The 17843-nt window shown below is 45.4% G+C and carries 13 protein-coding genes; 6 read left to right on the forward strand and 7 right to left on the reverse strand.

Annotation, left to right across the window (positions count from 1 at the left end; genetic code table 11):
• The first annotated feature begins 450 nt into the window (after positions 1 to 450).
• Together AC4IFB_RS13450 and AC4IFB_RS13455 are read left to right on the forward strand one after the other, a co-directional pair.
• The gene (locus AC4IFB_RS13450; protein WP_490778556.1) at positions 451 to 1509 is read left to right on the forward strand and encodes an HD domain-containing phosphohydrolase; all 1059 of its coding nucleotides are present in this window, start codon (positions 451 to 453) and stop codon (positions 1507 to 1509) included.
• On the forward strand, positions 1506 to 3419 hold the full coding sequence (locus AC4IFB_RS13455; RefSeq protein WP_490778555.1) for a response regulator: 1914 nt from the start codon (positions 1506 to 1508) through the stop codon (positions 3417 to 3419). The genes AC4IFB_RS13450 and AC4IFB_RS13455 overlap by 4 nt, the downstream gene beginning before the upstream one ends.
• Before the next feature lie 251 nt (positions 3420 to 3670).
• Here the strand turns inward: AC4IFB_RS13455 and AC4IFB_RS13460 are convergent, their stop codons facing one another.
• From AC4IFB_RS13460 to AC4IFB_RS13475, 4 genes are all read right to left on the reverse strand, one after another.
• Entirely contained in the window at positions 3671 to 6199 is a 2529-nt protein-coding gene (locus tag AC4IFB_RS13460; RefSeq protein WP_490778554.1) for a hybrid sensor histidine kinase/response regulator, read from the reverse strand.
• Positions 6200 to 6469: 270 nt separating this feature from the next.
• Positions 6470 to 8971, reverse strand: a complete 2502-nt coding sequence (hrpB, locus tag AC4IFB_RS13465; protein WP_490780426.1) for an ATP-dependent helicase HrpB — start codon at positions 8969 to 8971, stop codon at positions 6470 to 6472.
• Positions 8972 to 10873, reverse strand: coding sequence for an ATP-binding protein (locus tag AC4IFB_RS13470; RefSeq protein ID WP_490780427.1), 1902 nt, complete (start codon positions 10871 to 10873; stop codon positions 8972 to 8974).
• Positions 10870 to 11067: a nodulation protein E gene (locus tag AC4IFB_RS13475; RefSeq protein WP_490778551.1), complete on the reverse strand. Its 198-nt coding sequence runs from the start codon at positions 11065 to 11067 to the stop codon at positions 10870 to 10872. Before AC4IFB_RS13475 ends, AC4IFB_RS13470 begins: the two co-directional genes overlap by 4 nt.
• 513 nt (positions 11068 to 11580) lie before the next feature.
• On the opposite strand from AC4IFB_RS13475, the gene AC4IFB_RS13480 reads away from it, so the two are divergent.
• From AC4IFB_RS13480 to AC4IFB_RS13495, 4 genes are all read left to right on the forward strand, one after another.
• Entirely contained in the window at positions 11581 to 12192 is a 612-nt protein-coding gene (locus AC4IFB_RS13480) for a TetR family transcriptional regulator C-terminal domain-containing protein (RefSeq protein ID WP_490780428.1), read from the forward strand.
• A gap of 117 nt (positions 12193 to 12309) precedes the next feature.
• A complete protein-coding gene (locus AC4IFB_RS13485) occupies positions 12310 to 14592 on the forward strand; it encodes an efflux RND transporter permease subunit (protein ID WP_490780429.1) in 2283 nt (760 codons plus the stop codon).
• The gene (locus AC4IFB_RS13490) at positions 14589 to 15368 is read left to right on the forward strand and encodes an outer membrane lipoprotein-sorting protein (RefSeq protein ID WP_490778548.1); all 780 of its coding nucleotides are present in this window, start codon (positions 14589 to 14591) and stop codon (positions 15366 to 15368) included. Before AC4IFB_RS13485 ends, AC4IFB_RS13490 begins: the two co-directional genes overlap by 4 nt.
• A 13-nt stretch (positions 15369 to 15381) precedes the next feature.
• Positions 15382 to 16560 (forward strand): hypothetical protein, encoded by a 1179-nt coding sequence (locus AC4IFB_RS13495; protein WP_490780430.1) that lies wholly within the window; start codon positions 15382 to 15384, stop codon positions 16558 to 16560.
• A 62-nt stretch (positions 16561 to 16622) separates the two neighbouring features.
• Here AC4IFB_RS13495 and AC4IFB_RS13500 read toward each other — a convergent pair whose 3' ends face one another.
• Genes AC4IFB_RS13500 through AC4IFB_RS13510 form a run of 3 tightly spaced genes read right to left on the reverse strand, consistent with a single transcriptional unit; the run spans position 16623 to position 17678 of the window.
• Positions 16623 to 16964, reverse strand: coding sequence for a zinc ribbon domain-containing protein YjdM (locus AC4IFB_RS13500; RefSeq protein ID WP_490778546.1), 342 nt, complete (start codon positions 16962 to 16964; stop codon positions 16623 to 16625).
• Positions 16965 to 16977: 13 nt separating this feature from the next.
• Entirely contained in the window at positions 16978 to 17292 is a 315-nt protein-coding gene (locus tag AC4IFB_RS13505; RefSeq protein WP_490780431.1) for a hypothetical protein, read from the reverse strand.
• Positions 17293 to 17297: 5 nt separating this feature from the next.
• Complete coding sequence (locus tag AC4IFB_RS13510; protein ID WP_490778544.1) at positions 17298 to 17678, reverse strand: PH domain-containing protein; 381 nt, start codon at positions 17676 to 17678, stop codon at positions 17298 to 17300.
• Between the last annotated feature and the right edge of the window lie 165 nt (positions 17679 to 17843).

A 17843-nucleotide genomic window follows, 5' to 3' on the forward strand; every position in this document is an offset into this window, starting at 1 on the left:
AAATTGAAATAGCCAGCTACTTATATAGTTGGGCAGCGCATACCCTGGAGGTGATTTAATTAAGCGGCTATAAGATCGCTAATAACCGGGAGGATACTAGAAAAAAGCAACGATCTAACATAGGGCTAACCAAACATCCTCACTTGGATTTAGCAGCAAAACACTCAAATCTATTTCTATCGCGTTATAAATAAAAATAAGCTAACATTTCGGGAAGTTAATTCGTGCGAATATCGAATATAACAAAGCTCAATTTATTACCTGAATTCATAAATTCAGTTTCCAGTTAAATCTGTTATGTGTAATCAACAGTGGTACTGGTTGTTCAACAGCTAAAAATCTGAATGAAATTCGGAGATCGATAAAGCATTGAGCCTGCTAGCCGTTATTGAAACAGACAGACTTGCAAACGATCACAGTACTAATAAACAGGGTTAAGTATCTATCTATATGTCTCACGTACTCATCATTGATGACCAATCGATTACCCGGATGATCCTGCAAGAGCTGGTTGGATCAATAGATACCGACATATCATCTACCTGTTTTGCTGATCCAACACAAGCACTCGAATGGGCTAAGACCCACGAAATCGACTTAGTCATTACTGATTATAAAATGCCGCAAATGGACGGTATTAAGTTTATCAAATGGCTTAGACGCATCCCAAGATGCAATGATGTACCGGTGATGATTGTTACCTGTGTAGAAGACCAGTCTGTACGATATATGGCCCTTGAATCGGGTGCCAACGATTTCATTACCAAGCCAATAGATCACACTGAATGTCGTGCCCGTTGCCACAACATGTTGACAATGAGCCGACAACGGAAAATGATTAAAGATCGTGCTATTTTACTAGAGCAGGAGATACGCAAAACCACACAGGAACTGCATGACCGGGAACAGGAAACTCTAATGCGTCTGGCTAAGGCTGGCGAGTATAGAGATGAAGATACGGGTAATCATATATTGCGTATATCCAGATACTCTCTTTTAATTGCAAAGAAGCTGGATCTATCTCAAGAACGTTGCGATTTGATTGCTCAGTCCTCTCCTATGCATGATATCGGCAAAATAGGTATACCCGACGCGATTCTGCTTAAACCTGGAAAACTGACACCTGATGAGTTTAAGACCATGCAGCAACATACACTTCTTGGTTACGAAATACTGAAAAACAGCTTATCAAAATATATTCAAATCGGTGCGGTTATTGCGTTAAACCACCATGAAAAATATAACGGACAGGGGTATCCAAATCAATTGAGCGGTGACGAAATACCATTAGAAGCCCGTATCGTCGCTGTTGCCGATGTTTTCGATGCTTTAGTATCGGATAGACCGTACAAAAAAAGTTGGTCAATTGACAAGGCCATTGACTATATTAGCCAGGAAAGAGGAAACCATTTCGACCCTGATTGCACAGATGCATTTCTCAGTGAAATGCAGGAAGTGGAAACCATCCACTACGCGTTACGTGGAAATCCCGAAGGAACATACTCTTGAACATACAACCCAGGAACAATCGACAGACTCATAATCTGACAGGAGACCATGTCTACTATAGTCTCAGTTTTTTAGCCAGCTGCGCTGTACTCTGCGGACTTGTCATCACCTACTTCTGGTCTGCCACCTCTCTGATCGGGCTCGGTGTACTTCTTCTGACCAGTCAGTTTATGCTGATCCGTTTGATACAAAACCTCAAAAACCTGCATACGTCTAACCTGCTCACACGTAGCATGTCAATCATTCTGGATCAGGTATTTCTAAGTCTGATTACATTTGTAGGCAGCTCGATTCTGCTATTTTTGCCTCTTAGTAGCTTACTGATCTTTGCTGCGCGCTCTTTTGGCAGAAACTATCTTTGGCTGGCAATGGTAACTGGGTTTATATCGATAACCATAACACTAAATATTGTATTTCAGATGGACCTACCGAAAGCAGTACTCTTCAGTCTGCTCGCCCTCTGTCCACCCATTCTGGTATCTATCAGAAAAAGTAGTGTTTCGGCTCGCAATCTTCCTCAATCGGACGAAGTAGCGGAGTTGCCACAGCTTGACGAGGTTTCAACAGATAACCCTGAAGAATCTAAAGAGAGCCAACAGTTTACAGGCACTCCAGTTGATCAAAAAATACAGCGGGTTCTGATACTTTCAAGAAACACCAGTACCACTTCCCTATTATCACAGCAACTCTTCAACTGGGGACATGACGTAACGACCTGCAGCAATAGCTTACAGGCATTCAAGCATATGCTGTCTCGCAGCCAGGGTGAAGTATATACCCCTTACTCCTGTCTCATTGTCGATGGTGAAAACCTGGATATAGAACCCCTATCCCTGGCACGCTTGATAAAAAACGAACCACTACTCACTAAGGTACGGTTGATCTGTATACAGTCCTCATTCTTCAATGAAAAGTATGCTCACAGGTTACTTCGTGCAGGTTATCACACGCTTCTGGAATCTCCCTGGAGCAAGGAACAACTATTCAGCATCATCAGCTACGACCCGAACACCTTTACACCGGCAGAGAATGTCGTCAGCCTGGTAAAACATCGTACAATTAAAAAAGCTTACACCCGCCAAAAAGTAATATTACTGGCAGACGCCGTATCCCTGGAGCGTGATTCACTTAGCCAGGCACTGAGTAACGCCGGCTACAGAATCCACCTGGCAGACAATGGTGATCAGGCCCTTGATGCACTGGAAGAACATTTTTTCGATTTAGCTATTATCAATTTACAACTACCTGTCATGAGTGGTATTCAGGTTGTCAAACTGCATCGATTTACCACACCTTACAAGCAGTGGGTACCCTTCATCTTTATGAATGACGAAGATAACCCTGAGATACTCAACCTATGCCATAGTATTGGCGTGGATATTTGTCTCTTTAAACCGATCACGCCCCAGGAGGTCATACTTTCAATTCTCGCAGCACTCGATAAGGGTGACCTGCAGAATCTGACTTATGTTTCCCGCAAGACAGACCCCATCCAGTTTAAGAATAACCGTATCCAGGATGCCATGTTGCTTGACCACATGACACTTCTAAGACTGGAAAAGCTGGATAGCGGCATCTCGTTAATAAACGATCTATTTAAGATTTTCGAATCTGAAGGACGGGGCATTCTGCGGCAAATGGAAAAAGCTGTGGCTCACCGTCAACTTGGGCAGTTTCTCGATCAGGCGCAAATACTTTTAGACAGTTCAGGTCAACTGGGTGCGGTACTGCTTTACGAACTAAGCCAACAGGCAGCTAAACTCTCCGCCAGAGAGTTTGAGTACAAAGGCTCAGATATACTGAGTGAAATTGAACAGACCTTTAATCTAACACTCCAGGCTTATGCGCTCTATCTCTCGCAAAGAGCCTCTGCCACGCAATCCGAACCAAACAGTAACCCTTCAAATTGAGCCAACAGGCATAGTAGATGAGTCCTGGTTGGTGTTTCATGCTAGCGGCCCACTACTGTCGTGTCCTACGATGTTAGCGTGACTAGAAGCTATTAGCCGCTAGGCGGCGTTCCGTAGGGAATGGCGTACCCTTGCATGGAAGGCAACGCCCCGAAGGAAGTGCCCTTGGGGTGCAACGCGGTTGATAGCTTCTCGTCGCGCCCAAAGGGAGGGCCTCTAAAAACGTCAAACAATATAAGACACTGCAATAGCTATCTGCTTACCTTCAAAGAACTACGGTAGTGTTGAAGCACTTGACAGGTAATGCTGAAGGTTGTAGATATTTTTTTCATTAATTTAATGCCCATCTCATCAAATTCAGACTGTTTAATATGTACAGCTGACAAACAGATACTCATCAGAGAATATGCACCGATGCCTGAAGCATTATCAGCAAGTGCATGGGCACAATCCTTATATTGGCTAATATTCTTCTCTTCTACTGCCTGATGCATAGCTACTAGCAGTTCCTCACAATCATTTAAAAAGCTATCGTATAGCTGCCCCAAAAATTCCGGCTCTTTACTCAGCTGCTCAAGCCCTTTGAGTATTGTCTTATCAAGCACCCTGCTCCTCTTTTCCTGACTCTCCGGTCGAGTAGGTTGATCAATTATCATATCGGTAGCTACAGCAGAGACATCCTCCCCTAATATCTCCCTAACCACATCCAATAAATGTGCAGACCGGACAGGCTTTGTGAGATATGCATTGACACCAACCTCATCACACAAGTCAGCCGCCTCTCGGGTTGCATTTGCAGTTAGAATGATAAACGGGAGATTGTTCGTGCCATGATCAGTAGCACGATAGGATTTAATAACATCAATACCACTGATATCGGGCATTTGCAGATCCAGTATTGCCAGATCGAACGTCTGCTCATTGAGTTTTTCTATCGCTTGATTACCATGACTGACCACCTCAACATGGTGCCCCTGTAACTCTAATATTTTTTTCACCACCTTTTGATTAATCAGATTATCTTCAGCTAATAGAATATCTGATTTTTTTGAAAGGCTGTGTTCTACCGATGAGAATATTCTTGGAGGCATGGAATAGCTATGAGTTCGCTTTAAGGCATATTGCAATACATGGTGAACTTTTTCATTGGTTACGGGAGTGCTCATAACAGCACTATAGCCTTCATGACATAGCGTCGTTTCTCTTTCTTGATTTTTCGAATGGTGTGTTACACATACCATTTCCAGTTCATCCAAACTCCTTTCAGATCGTATAACCTGTATTAATTCATCGCTGGAAAATAGACTGTGGGTCTCATCAACTATTACAATATCGTAAGGCTCTTCCACTTTCACTGCATTCAGCAATTCCAGAAAGCCCTCAGCGATACTATTATAAACTTTTACGTTTACCTGCCACTCCTGCAATCCATCCAACAGCTGTTGTGGTTCTGCCAGCAGGTCGGAAAACAGTAGCACCCTTGCCTCATTTATACGTTTCTCATCAAGCGGGTAATCCGAAGGAATTGCAGGAATCTGGAACCAAAATCGACTACCCTTTCCCAATCGACTCTCTACACCAATAGAGCCTCCTAGCAGTTCAACCAACTGTTTAGTAATCGAGGTACCCAACCCACTACCTGAATAATGGCGAGTTGCTGAATTATCACCCTGCTCAAAGCGTTCAAAAACAATTTTCTGCTGGCTCTCAGAAATCCCAATACCACTATCTACTATTTCAAAACAGATACGCGGCACTGAATCTACAGGATCCCCATGCTGGTAGGGCGTGACTTTTAAAGCTATGCTGCCATGCTCTGTATATTTAATCGCGTTACTTAGAAGGTTGATCAGAATCTGTCTGAGTAACTTTGGATCGGTTTTTATAAATGGCGAGACATCCAAATCAAGCAGCTTACTCAACTCTATACCCTTTGCATCTGAAGCTGGCTTTAACATTGAAACCACACTATCCACCAGAGCAAAAATATTCTGGTCACTATAGCTGACTTCTACTTTTCCGGCCTCAATTTTGGAAAAGTCAAGAATCTCCTCTATCAGATTGAGCAGGGTCTCCGCTGAAGCCTGAATTGCCGACATAATCTCCCGCTGTTCAACACCCATTGGGGTTCTTGCCAATAAGTCAGTCATACCGACCACACCATTAAGTGGCGTACGAATTTCATGGCTCATATTCGCCAAAAATCTGCTCTTAGCTTGGTTGGATGCGTCTGCTCGCTCTTTTTCAGACTCAATTCGCTTTAGTAATAATGCGACATAAAGGGTTGTAACCAGTAACCCCACCAGCAATCCAATACCGAGTATCTGCTGCTCTCTCCAGTAATCACTGACAACTATCACCGATGCGAATCCCAGAGTGGAAAAAGCACTTGTAAAATAGAGTGAGGGAGTACCATAACGAAAACCATTTCCCAGACTGACCCACAAATAGAATACATAGAGCATCGCTGCACTCTCACCACCGAACCACATAACAGCAGTGATCATATTGACGTCGAACAACATCGTTAAAGTTCGGCGCAGGCGAAATTGATCAGGCCGCCATGCAATTGCCCCGATAATGAGCAGACTGCATATTGTATAGGCAAATGCATAAACATATAGGATTTCTGATTCATCAACAGAAACCAAATAATGGATGGACAAAGCGTAGACACACATCAGCAATGCGATGGCTAATCTCACAAGGGACTGCTCTGACTCCTTGTCAGGGGCCTTTTTGAATTGGCTGATGAATTTTTGCCACAGGTTACCAAGCATACTGTTCTAATCCGATACTGACCGTTGTTACTCAAGACCCTTTTTGAAGAGGCTCAGTTGTATCTTAGCCTATGCAATATGAACCCATACTATACTCTCCATGAGAGGATTTTAAGACAACTGTCTCTAAATACAGTCTATTCGGCCCAGACGTCTTGAGAGGTTTATTATACAGTATCGCTGTCCGTTCAATAATTCGTGAAAAAAACTGAAGTACCTACATTCTTAATCTTTTGAGTTGTGACTCTACTAGTCAAGTCTAATCTTCTATCAAGATTTTCTGGGTTTGGTTCTGTTGGTAGCCTCTGCCTGCAATGGATCATCTGGCCAATAGTGTTTTGGATAGCGCCCTTTTAGCTCTTTTTTAACCTCAGAATAGGTTCTTATCCAGAAACCGGCAAGATCGTCAGTAATCTGGATCGGTCGTTGTGCCGGTGAGAGAAGATGAAGCATAACTGGTACTTGTTTGTTACAAATCTTTGGGGTCTCGGCAAGACCAAACATCTCCTGTAACCTAACCGCCAGAACCGGACCAGCATCCCTGGTATATTGCAACGCAATCTTTGAACCACTGGGTACTTTTAGATGGGTGGGTGCCCATTGATTCAGAGACTGTTGCTGCTCCCAAGTCAGTTGGGTTTGCAAGATAGTCAACAGATCGAGTCGTTGTAACTGTTCTTTATTTAGGATGGATTCAAGCCAAGGGCCTAACCACGTCTCAAGATGTTCTATTAGCCAATGATCAGAGAGATCGGGCCAGTTACTATCATCAGTGTGACTACCCAACCAAATAACCCTATCCTGCCATTGACGCACTGAGCGTGACCAGGGTAATGCATCCAGCCCCATTATTCGAATGCCGTCAATCATAGCGGCTTTAATCAGTTCTGAGTCCCCGGAAGGCAAAGGCTTTCGGCTTAAAACCAATGCACCCAAACGCTCTTCGAGAGAGCTACTTACTCGCTGCAGCCGTTTATCCCATAGAATCTCCTGCAGATGGTTAATCCTGGTTTCCGGTAAACTGCGAATCTCTTCCAAATCAATGCTGGTAGCCAACCTGACACGGCCCTCACTTTGCCCTGCATCCAATTGTGCAGCCACCAAAAATGGTTCGTTAGCCAGCGGGTCATGCTCTGCGAGACGAACAGCTCTGCCATTCACCAAACGAAATCGTGCATGACCAGTGCGTTGAGCCAGTCGATCTGGAAAAGCCAGAGCCAAAAGTTGTCCCACGGATAGCTGCTTCTGTTGATGACAATCCTTGTGCTGCAAACGACGTAACCAATCCTTGCTTATTCGATCGATATAGCGGCATGAAGAAGCTGTTGCATTAGCTGGCGCCCTCTTTTCACGCCAGGCATTCAACAGTCTCAATCTCAAAGCCAGATCACATCCCTCCTCCCTGCTGGAAATGATATCCCGTTCACTCAGCAGAGAGACAATATCGCTGACGAGCTCTCTCTTTTCACTAGATGTATGCACCAGCATGTGCGCCAATCTAGGGTGTGTTGGCAGTTCAACCATACGCCGTCCCAGAGTCGTGATCCTGCCATGTTCGTCGAGGGCTCCCAAAACCTGCAGTAGATCGATTGCCTGACTGAAGGCGCCTCTTGGCGGTGGATCAAGCCAGCGAAGTTGCATTGGATCAGCAACCCCCCAGGAAGCCAGCTGTAGTGCCAATGGCGCTAAATCGGTCTGCAGGATCTCTGCTGGATGGTGAGCCTGAAGTTGTGTGTGATAGGATTCTGCGCATATGCGGTAGCAGATACCTGGACCAAGGCGGCCTGCCCGTCCGGCCCGTTGTACTGCGGCTGCCTGGGAAACTGGAACAGTCTCCAATCTTGTCAGACCTATACCCGGAAGAAATCGGGGCATTCGAGACCATCCACAATCAACCACTACTTTAATTCCCTCGATTGTGAGACTGGTCTCTGCAATAGAGGTGGTTAGTACGATTCGACGTCGTTTTTTCTGGTCAGGAAGTATGGCACGATCCTGTGCAGCTTTTGGTAGATCTCCGTATAAAGGAGTGATCAGAGGCACCCTTTCATAGTCGGAGAAGCGACTCCCGAGCAGCTTCTCAACACTACGAATTTCAGCACCCCCCGGAAGGAAGGCTAGCACATCCCCTGTCTCACACTGACATGCCCGAACGATTGCCCCCGCAACTTGCTTGGCAATCTTACGTTTTTCAGGTATCTGCTCCAAGTAGTGACAGGTTACAGGAAACTGACGACCCAGTGCTTGAACTATAGGCGCATCATCCATCAACGCACTGATGCGTTTCTGATCCAGGGTAGCGGACATCACCAGCAGATGAAGATCCTCCCGCAGTCCTTGCTGCGCATCGAGTGTCAGGGCGAGAGAGAGATCACTATGGAGATTGCGCTCATGAAACTCGTCGAAGATAACCAGACCTACACCCGGCAATTCAGGATTCTGTTGCAATCTTCGGGTCAGAATCCCTTCCGTCACCACTTCAATTCGGGTCTTGCGGGAGACTTTGCGTTCCAAGCGTATGCTGTAACCAACTCGCTCACCAACCGATTCACCAAGCAGGCTGGCCATTCTGCTGGCAGCGGCACGAGCCGCCAGACGCCTGGGTTCAAGCAGCAAAATTCCCCCACCATTCAGCCAAGATGAATCAAGTAGCTCGAGTGGTACCAGGGTGGTTTTACCCGACCCTGGTGGCGCACTCAATACTGCTCTGCGATGTGACTCCAGTGCCCTGTTGAGATCGGGAATAACCTGCTTAACTGGAAGATCTGACACTCAATCCCGAGCTGCTGGCAGTGATTCATACTCCCTATCGCACTGGACATGCATATCAAACTTCAGATCATCAGCAAAATCCTGGGCCACTATCCAGATCTGCTTCAACTCCTCACTCAATGTTGGCAGAACAGTTAGAGCGCTGCGGGTACGCTTCTCATCGAAGAAAGCAAACGGCTCATCCAGAAACAGAAATTGACCACCCTGTACAGCCCGACCAACCAGCTCTTGAGATAAAGCCAATCGTACAGCAAGCATTATCTGACGTTGGGTACCACTGGAGATCTCATCCAGATCCATAAAATCACGTTTTTCACTGGAGAAGGCTCGCACTGTCAGATCATCATCGATCTGCAGGTGTTCGTATCTATTCTCTGTAAACAGCGGTAGTGTCTTGCTTACCAAGCCACGCAGCTTTCTGTTGAATTGGTGAGAAACCTCTCGGGAAGTCCCCTGAATCAGTTCATCTGCCAAACTGCAGATATCGATATGCTGCTGCCGTTCATCGATCTTCTCCTTAAGACTCGACTGCATCTCTTTCAGCCGAGTCGCTCTATCGAGCCGCTCCTGTTCAATGGCAATGGCCTGGTCAAGTTCACCTGAACGTCGCCTGGTACTCTCCAAACCCAGACCTAACAGATCCAGTTCATTCGCGACACCATCCCGCACCTCAGCTAAAGAAGCGCTCCAATCTGCAATGCGACCACTGAGTCGCACCCGTGCAGCTCGGTCGACTACTTCCGCAGGGGGATTGCTCTCGACAGATTCCTGTTCGACCTCTTCCTCAACCACATCACTATTCAAGGATTGCTCAGGCGCCTCTTCCGTAGAGGCATCCTCTTGAGGCAATCCATCCAGATTGTTAATTGCAGTGGCAAGTGCAGCTGCAGTCTCATTAAAACCCGCAACCGAACGCTTAAGAGCAGAGCGTCTGATCAAAAAGATCAAAAACAGCAGCGCGAACGCCCCAGCTGCATATAACAACCAGGGAAGCATTGCCATCTCCCAATTGGGGACCATTTGCCCAAGCCAGCTATTCAAGCTTACTGACCAATCATGTTCTGGAAGCTTACCCAGCAGATACCAGGCACCGCCAGCAACAGCAGCAAGAATAAAAAACAGAAAACTGAAAAAACCAGCACTCCCAGACTTTGAACGCGCTTTATCCCGTTTTGGTATCACATCCTGATATGCTGTGGCAGCCCCACCCAGTTCATCAATCAGTCGCTGGGTTTCATCCATGCGCTGATTGACCTCATGGCGCTCACTCTCCAGACCAGGCATCAGTCCTGGGTTGATATCCAGCTCCTCCACTTGCTTCTGCAAGCCACCTAACTCCTGATTACGCTGTTCCAGTTCCTGGTGTGTCTCTGCGCGGTCTTCCTGACAGGCAGCAGCACAATATTCAAGGGTGACCAAGCCGGCCATTGTCTTAACAGCATAACTGTGGGGATGGGGTGTAGTGATCTCTCGTTGAGCAAGATAGAAGGATTCAACAAACTCCTCATACTCAAAGCCAATCAGTTGATAGATCTTGTCAGCCACCTGCTCCACGCCCCGCACAACCTGATCATCATCATCGACTCCGAAGGGTGATAGACGGGCACTGTGATTTCCAGCGTCATCCAAAAAGCGCTCAAGCTGGTACTTCTGGCCATCAGCAGCTGAGAATTCCAGTTCAGCAGAACAGTGTGTTTCACCCCAGCGGATAATTTTGGTTAGCTCATCCACATCCAGGGAAAAGGTTCTGCCAAACAGGGCAAAACAGACCGTTTCACCAATAGAGCTTTTACCCGACTCATTCGGCCCGGATATAGCAATCAACCCCTGTTCAGGGATCTCATTTATATTCAGGCTACTGTACTTCAGTACATTTTTAGCATTGATCGAATGTATGATCATGACCAACCCTCATCAGCTAATACCCGAAGCTTGCTCAAGACCATCTCAATAGCCTGATCGAACGCCTGCTCATCAAACGACTCCCCTGAATTCAGTCTACGCTCCCGTTCAGCATTGCAATAATCCAGAAACTCAGTGGCGGATGGCCCTATTTGCATATTCTGCTGTTGGGTAGTCTTTTCAGACGTTGACATACTGGATCCCCCTTTTTGTTGTATACCGGCTGCCCCCGATCACCGCCATCCCAGATCAAATAGATCTATTCAAAGCATAACCATAGCGGTAGTCAAGCACGCTCAGTATAGGGAGTTCTGATCGAGAGGTCATCATTATTAGCCCAGCAACCAAACAGATTACTTTCAGCCCCAGCGCACCTTCACAAAGCAAGGCACCAAAACACCTCTATAGATGACCTACAGCAAGTTTGAAAACCCACTCTGTATGCAGAGAGCGCTCTGCATGTCTGAAAAATCATAAAGTTAGAGTTCAAGGAATCGATTCGAACGCCAGGTTATAGTGCCCGTTACATCTTGTTACTCAGCGATACATCTCAGAAAAGATCTATTCGTTGGCTCCAGTAATAATCGATCCAACATTGTCAGAATTTATTCTCCTATCAATATTGATTGCTACTCTATTTTTGACAAAATCAGATCCCACATACATACTGGTTGGTATGTTACATAGATAGTTTATGGATAAATCTCATGGTAGACGCGGATAAAACACGTCAAGCTCTGCTTGAGGCAGCATATGAAGAAATTTACCGCGATGGGTTTCAGGCGGCAAGCCTGAGTGCCATTTTGGAAAGAACCGGTGTAACGAAAGGTGCTCTCTACCACCATTTCAGTAGCAAACTGGAGCTTGGCTACGCTGTCGTCGATGAAGAAATCAGTAACAAGCTCCACCAGCTTTGGATACAACCTCTACAGAATGAGGGGAATCCAATTGATATCCTGGTTGCGACAATTGAGCTGGCTGGTCAGCAGATTACAGATAAGCAACTCTATCTAGGCTGCCCTCTAAATAATCTGGCACAAGAGATGTCTCCTATCGATGCTGGCTTCCGTATGCGCATAGATCAGTTGTATCAACAGTGGTTGAAAAGTATCGAGCACCTAATAAGTAAAGGTCAACACAGTGGCAAGGTAAAAACATCAATAGATGCTGCTGATACAGCACTATTTATTATTGCTTCTCTAGAAGGGTGTCTTGGAATTGCTAAAAATGCTCAAAGTCATGATGAACTTGAACGCTGTGGAAAAGGACTAATTGGCTATCTCAATAACCTTCGTGCAGAGACCTCATCGACTTACTAACCAAGGGATTGGATATGTTATTAGGGAATTTCTGAATTAAGTCTGTGTGATCAATTCATGAATTGATCAGTGGTTCCTTATCCTAATAAGCAAGAATACGACGACAAGGAATAAAACATGAGTGAACTCTTCTTTAGATTTGTTTTAAAGCACAAAATTATAGTGCTACTGCTCTCTGTTGCGATCAGTCTGCTCATGGGTAGCGGCGTACAACATCTGCGTTTCAACAACGACTACCGAATGTTTTTCAGTGAGGAGAACCCGCAACTGAATGCATTTGAACAACTTCAGAATACCTATACAAAAACAGATAATATTCTGTTTGTCATAGAACCGAAGGATGGCAAGGTATTTACCCATGAGACCCTGACAGCAGTATCTGAATTGACCCATGAAGCCTGGCAAATCCCCTATTCCATACGCGTGGATTCCATTACAAACTTTCAGTACACCTATGCTGAAGGTGACGACCTGATAGTGGAAGACCTGGTACTAAACCCAGAATCACTGGATGATAATACCCTGGCTGAAAAACAACAGATCGCCACTACGGATCCTCTGCTGGTTAACCGATTGATTTCACCCTCCGCCCATACCACAGGGGTTAATGTTACTGTTCAGTTACCTGGAAAAAAATTGACTGAGGTACCCGAAGCGGCAGCTAAGGCCATGGATATGGCCAAAAACCTGGAAGCCAAATATCCCAACATCAAGGTTCATCTGACTGGTATGGTGATGATGAACAATGCCTTTCCCACAGCTTCGCAGGATGACATGAAGAGCCTCTATCCGGTTATGTTTGCTGCTGTATCGCTGGTATTAGTACTGATGCTTCGATCCATACCGGGTACGGTTTCAACCCTGATTATCATTGTGCTGATGATTATCGCCACATTGGGAGTGACAGGTTGGCTTGGCATCAAGATGTCTCCACCGACCACCACAGTCCCCATTGTCATCATGACGCTGGCTATAGCCGACTGCGTACACATACTGGTTAATTTCCTCCATTTCATGCGCGATGGAGAATCAAAATATCAGGCCATGATGGAGAGCCTGCGGATTAACCTACAACCGATATTTCTCACCACTCTGACCACCATGATCGGTTTTCTGAGTCTCAATTTTAGCGACGCACCACCGTTTCGTGACATGGGCAACATGGCAGCAATGGGTGTAGTTCTGGCATTTCTACTGTCAATCACTTTTTTGCCTGCAATGATGATGCTGTTACCAGTGAAAGCATTGAGTGGTGACACCATGGGTAGCATTGCCATGGTACGCTTCGCCGAATTTGTCATACGCAACAAGAAACGACTCTTATGGGGCATGGGCCTACTCATCCTATTTTTAATTGCGCAGATCCCAAACAACCGCCTGGACGATCAATTTGTAAAATATTTCGATGAGACTATCACCTTTCGTCAAGCCACCGATTTCGCCACTGAGAACCTGACTGGAATCTATCGAATTGAGTATTCACTGGACAGTAAGGAGACTGGGGGAATCAACGACCCTGCATACCTCCATAAAGTAGAAGAGTTCGCCCAATGGTACAGACAACAGCCCGATGTACTTCATGTCAACTCCATTACAGATATCATGAAGCGCCTCAATCGAAATATGCATGAAGATAATGACAGCTGGTATCGATTACCTGACCAGAGAGACCTTTCTGCTCAATATCTGTTGCTCTACGAGTTCTCGCTTCCTTTTGGTCTCGACCTGAACAATCAGATCAATGTTAAGAAATCAGCTACTCGACTGACAGTCACCTTGAATAGCATCTCTACTCAGCAACTTCTCAAGATCGAAGAGGATGCACAACAATGGCTGCTTGCCAACGCCCCAGATTTACGCAGTGATGGCGCAAGTCCTTCAGTCATGTTCGCTCATATCGGCAGTCGCAATATCATTGCCATGTTGAAGGGCACAACCATTGCGTTAGTTGTAATCTCCTTTATCCTGGTCATTGCACTTAAATCACTCAGGATTGGAACTATAAGCCTGATTCCTAACTTAGTCCCCATAGGTATGGCTTTCGGACTCTGGGGCTTGACTGTTGGCGAAATCGGCTTGGCACTCTCAATTGTCAGTGGCATGACACTGGGCATAGTCGTCGATGATACTGTTCATTTTCTGAGTAAGTATCTCCGTGCACGGCGTGAAAAAAACCTCCCCAGGGAAGATGCAGTACGTTACGCTTTCTCGACAGTGGGTACCGCACTATGGGTAACTTCTCTGGTTCTGATCGTTGGTTTCGGTATCCTTGCCTTCTCCCAATTCCAACTCAATGCCGGCATGGGGCTACTGACTGCAATAACACTGGGGCTTGCCCTGATTGCCGACTTTCTGTTTCTACCCCCGCTGCTAATCTATTTCGGAGGAAAAAAATCATGACATTAAGGATATTACTCACCTCATTACTGCTTATCCCCACAGCCATGGTGGCAGCAACCCCTGAGGAGAAGGGCTTGGAAATAGCCACTGAGGTCGAGGCCAGAGATACAGGCTTTCACGACTTTAAAGCGACCATGACCATGCTGCTGAAAAACAGGCATGGTGAGGAGAGCCTGCGGGATATGCGTAATCAGACCCTAGAGGTAGAGAACGACGGTGATAAAACTTTAGTGGTTTTCGATGAACCAAGAGATGTCAAAGGCACTGCGCTGCTCAGTTTTTCCCACAAGGTGGGAGATGATGATCAGTGGCTCTATCTACCTGCACTAAAACGGGTAAAGCGAATTGCCTCACGTAATAAGTCTGGACCTTTCATGGGCAGTGAATTTGCCTATGAGGATATATCCTCTCAGGAAGTTGAAAAATATACCTATAAATATATTGCCGACAATGAACATGAGGGTATTGCTTCATTTCTTATCGAACGATATCCAGTTGATCCCAACTCAGGTTATACACGGCAACAATTATCGATTGACAAGGAGAGGTATATCCCCTTGAAGATCGACTACTACGACCGAAAAAACGCCCTCTTGAAAACCTTGGTTTTTCGTGGCTATCAACAGTACCTGAATCAATACTGGCGGGCCAAAGAGATGTTTATGGATAACCATCAGACAGGAAAAAGCACCCTATTGACCTGGACAGAGTATAATTTTCGCAGCGGCCTGACTGACTCTGATTTCAATAAGAACAGTCTCAAGCGTGCCAGATAGGGAGATTTAAAACGTGAGATATTGGCGATGGATCATCTGTCTGATACCCAGTCTGTTGCATGCCGGAGAGTGGAGTGGATTCCTTGAATTACAGGGGCGATACTTTCCTCAACAGGCCACAGATGCAGAACAATCCGATCAAATTATTTCGCTGGCATTTCAACCTGAATATTATCAACGCTGGGATAGTGGCAACCAGAACCTGTTGTTTGTACCTTTTATTCGTTGGGACAGTGAGGACAATGAACGTACACATGGGGATCTACGGGAACTGATCTGGACTTACGCAGGAAAGCGCTGGGAAGTTCAAGCGGGCGTAGGCAGAGTCTTTTGGGGCGTTACAGAAGGGCTCCACCTGGTGGATGTAATCAATCAGACTGACCTCGTTGAAAACCCTGATGGCGAACAAAAACTGGGACAACCATTAATTAAAGCTTCGCTTGAACGGGACTGGGGTATTCTTGATCTTTATGCCCTGTTCGGTTTTCGTGAACGTACCTTTCCGGGTGAAAAAGGTCGCTTACGCACCCACCCCTATGTTGATCAGGATCATGCGCAATATGAATCCGAGCATGAGCAGCAGCATCTGGATTATGCACTGCGCTGGTCCCATTATATTGGCGATTGGGATATTGGCCTCTCTCACTTCAACGGCACCAGCAGGGATCCACAACTAACTCCCAGGATCACTCCCCAGGGAGATATCACCCTTCTCCCCTACTACGAACTGATGCGACAAACCAGTCTGGACTTACAGGCGACCAAGGGGGATTGGCTCTGGAAACTGGAAACAATCCATCGCTCCATCGACAGTGGCAGTTACAATGCTGCAACAGGTGGGTTCGAATACACCTTTGTAGGCATTGCCGAGAGTGACATTGATATTGGTCTGCTCGGAGAATACATGTATGACGATCGTGGAGATGATGCTACGACACCATTTGAGAATGACCTTTTTCTCGGATTTCGGCTGACGGCAAATGACGTAGATGGAAGTGAATTGCTTGCAGGTGTAATAAAAGACCTCGATGAAGCGGGTTGGATGTTCAACCTGGAAGCAAGCCGGCGCATTGGCAGTCACTGGAAAACCAGTGCACAAATACGATTATGGTCGGACATTCACCAACAAGATCCGCTGTTTGTAATGCATCGGGACGACTATGCAGAAGTCACCATTACCCGTTTTTTCTAAACCAGAGATTTCTGATTGCAGCATCTTTAAAAAAACTGGCTATACCGGCCCACCAGGGCCTGTTAAGCCTTTTTAACAAACTCAGATTTTAGCTGCATCCCACCAATACCGCTTATTTTGCAATCGATATTGTGATCCCCGCCGGTCAATCTTATATTCTTGACTTTAGTCCCAACTTTCACGACAGAAGATGAACCCTTCACCTTGAGGTCTTTTATGACCACCACTGAGTCACCATCATTTAGCACTGTACCATTGGCATCTTTTATTACATCTTCAGTCTCAACATCATCTTCATCACCAGTGGTTGCCCACTCATGAGCGCATTCTGGGCAAATATACATATCACCATCCTGATAGGTATACTCTGAATTGCATTTTGGACAAAACGGCATATTACTCATTAAAATTTTCTCTTTAAAATATCCACGCGACCATTAACCAGATAATCACGAAGAAAGCAAAAAATCCACTCAGTACGAATTGAATCTCACCCAGCAAACCATCTCCAGAGAAAACGGCAAATAGAATCAGCAATATTACTGTAATAAAAAATGAGATCACTGCAGAATCTTTGATACCCAATCCAGGTGTCAAATGCACTGCTGCGATTTCCGACAATGCTGGCATAAGCAGTAAGAGAGCTACAGCTAAGATCACAATCAGAGAAACCAGTGCAATAGCAATTTTACGGGATTCGTTCTTATCCTTACTATCAGTTTCCCCGACCATATCGACTACTCTTCATCCTGACGGGGCTTGATCAGCTCACGTATTCTATTTGGATCAGGCAGACCGGTTACAACAATTTCCGGATTGTCACCAGCCGTATATATTTCAACAGACCCAACACCAAAGATTCGGTTGAAAAAGGATTGTTTAACTTTCGTTGTTCTTACACTGCTGATATTAATTTCTGAGCGCTCTTTGCTGAGCAGGCCTTTTTCATAAAGAATCTCAGATTCATTTATCGTTAGCTTGGATGATTTATTTTGAAGATGCCATACAAGCAATATAATCAAACCAATACCAAATGCCGGTATTAACAGAATTGAAACTATAAAACCTATTGGATTATTCTTAAACATGACAGGATTTTCAGAATAGATTTCGCTCACCACAACTCTCCAAGATTACTTTTTTTACACATCTCAGTCATGTTAACCAAGTGTTGACTCTTTACACTGTTTCACCCAAGAGACCAGTATACAATATAGCGTTGCAAATAAGACCTATTAGATGAAAATTTTTGTTGCATCATGACACACAGACATCTGGCATTG

It is taken from the genome of Candidatus Thiodiazotropha sp. AKIB8 (assembly GCF_058244675.1).

Excerpts from the sequence above, each read along its gene's own strand:
- AC4IFB_RS13505 (WP_490780431.1), bottom strand. The coding sequence starts at position 17,292 with ATGGTCGGGGAAACTGATAGTAAGGATAAGAACGAATCCCGTAAAATT.
- AC4IFB_RS13480 (WP_490780428.1), top strand. The coding sequence starts at position 11,581 with ATGGTAGACGCGGATAAAACACGTCAAGCTCTGCTTGAGGCAGCATAT.
- AC4IFB_RS13485 (WP_490780429.1), top strand. The coding sequence starts at position 12,310 with ATGAGTGAACTCTTCTTTAGATTTGTTTTAAAGCACAAAATTATAGTG.
- AC4IFB_RS13450 (WP_490778556.1), top strand. The coding sequence starts at position 451 with ATGTCTCACGTACTCATCATTGATGACCAATCGATTACCCGGATGATC.
- AC4IFB_RS13500 (WP_490778546.1), bottom strand. The coding sequence starts at position 16,964 with ATGAGTAATATGCCGTTTTGTCCAAAATGCAATTCAGAGTATACCTAT.
- AC4IFB_RS13490 (WP_490778548.1), top strand. The coding sequence starts at position 14,589 with ATGACATTAAGGATATTACTCACCTCATTACTGCTTATCCCCACAGCC.
- AC4IFB_RS13475 (WP_490778551.1), bottom strand. The coding sequence starts at position 11,067 with ATGTCAACGTCTGAAAAGACTACCCAACAGCAGAATATGCAAATAGGG.
- AC4IFB_RS13470 (WP_490780427.1), bottom strand. The coding sequence starts at position 10,873 with ATGATCATACATTCGATCAATGCTAAAAATGTACTGAAGTACAGTAGC.
- AC4IFB_RS13460 (WP_490778554.1), bottom strand. The coding sequence starts at position 6,199 with ATGCTTGGTAACCTGTGGCAAAAATTCATCAGCCAATTCAAAAAGGCC.